The 1390-nt window shown below is 52.0% G+C and carries 3 rRNA genes; all 3 read left to right on the top strand.

The features are described 5' to 3' along the window. A 16S ribosomal RNA gene (locus NSB25_RS29015) occupies window positions 1–71 on the top strand; the annotation flags it as partial. 126 nt (window positions 72–197) lie between these two features. Continuing rightward, a 5S ribosomal RNA gene (gene rrf / locus NSB25_RS29010) occupies window positions 198–317 on the top strand. 248 nt (window positions 318–565) lie between these two features. After that, window positions 566–1390, top strand: a 23S ribosomal RNA gene (locus tag NSB25_RS29005); the annotation flags it as partial.

Here is a 1390-nt window from a genome sequence, read left to right as displayed (position 1 = left end):
CAGGCCTGGTAACTGGGGTGAAGTCGTAACAAGGTAGCCGTATCGGAAGGTGCGGCTGGATCACCTCCTTTCTAAGGAAGCTGTGAGAAGCAGCGAGAGGGAAGAAGTAGGGGTTGCATTACTGTTTGGATGTTAAGAAATTCCGATGGTGGATACGCAAAGCGCATCACCATATAGGAAGCAAACAAGTTCATAATTCCGGTGGCGATGCGCTTGGGGGAAACACCCGTTCCCATCCCGAACACGACAAGGTTAAGACCTGAGCGGCCGATGGTACTATATTGGAGACGATATGGGAGAGCAGGTGGCTGCCGGAATAAAAATAAATAGTTTTACCAGTGATTAGAGAGTAAAAATTTGCTTTCTAATGACTGATAAAACAGTCAATATAATTGTACCTTGAAAACCGAATACTGCAAATCCAAAACAAACAAGACAATCGAGGAGTGTCGAAAGACACAAAAAAGAGGCAAAAAAGCAAGAGCGGAAAGCCGAAAGGCAGGAAGCAGAGGACCCGAAGTAGCGCCACGCTAGACGCGAAAAGGGAAAGAGTCGAAAGACAAGAGGTTAAGCAAAGAAGGGCGCGGGGCGGATGCCTTGGCACCAGGGGCCGAAGAAAGACGTGATAAGCTGCGAAAAGCTGCGGGGAGCTGCAAATAAGCACAGAGCCGCAGATGTCTGAATGGGGAAACCCGGCAGGAAAAACTCCTGTCACTGTGCACTGAATCCATAGGTGTACAGGGGGAACCCGGCGAACTGAAACATCTAAGTAGCCGGAGGAAAAGAAAGAAAAATCGATTCCGGAAGTAGCGGCGAGCGAACCCGGAAGAGCCCAAACCGGAGTGCGAGCACTCCGGGGTTTAGGACTGCAAAAGTCAACTGTAAGAGTAGTGGAATGGAACTGGGAAGACCAGCCGGAGAGGGTGAAAGCCCCGTAGACGAAACTTGAGCAGAGGCGGCAGGATCCAGAGTACCACGGGACACGAGAAACCCTGTGGGAAGAAGCGGGGACCACCCCGCAAGGCTAAATACCCGCTGGTGACCGATAGAGCACAGTACTGTGAAGGAAAGGTGAAAAGGACCCCGTGAGGGGAGTGAAAGAGAACCTGAACCCCCGCGTCTACAAGCTGTGGGAGTGCCGTAAGAGCACAACCGCGTACTTTTTGTAGAACGGTCCGGCGAGTTGCGCGTGCCGGCAAGGTTAAGCGGAAGACCCGCGGAGCCGAAGGGAAACCGAGTCTGAAAAGGGCAAAGAGAATCATCTGATTCTCATTAGTCAGTACGCGCAGACCCGAAACCGGGTGATCTACCCATGTCCAGGATGAAGCTGCCGTAAAAGGCAGTGGAGGTCCGAACGCACATCCGTTGAAAAGGGTGGCGATGAGGTGTG

The organism is Acetatifactor muris (genome assembly GCF_024623325.1).
In the GTDB taxonomy this organism is placed as follows: Bacteria; Bacillota; Clostridia; order Lachnospirales; family Lachnospiraceae; genus Acetatifactor; species Acetatifactor muris.
Note: the sequence above shows the minus strand (reverse complement) of the source record. Positions and strands in the feature narration are given on the sequence as shown.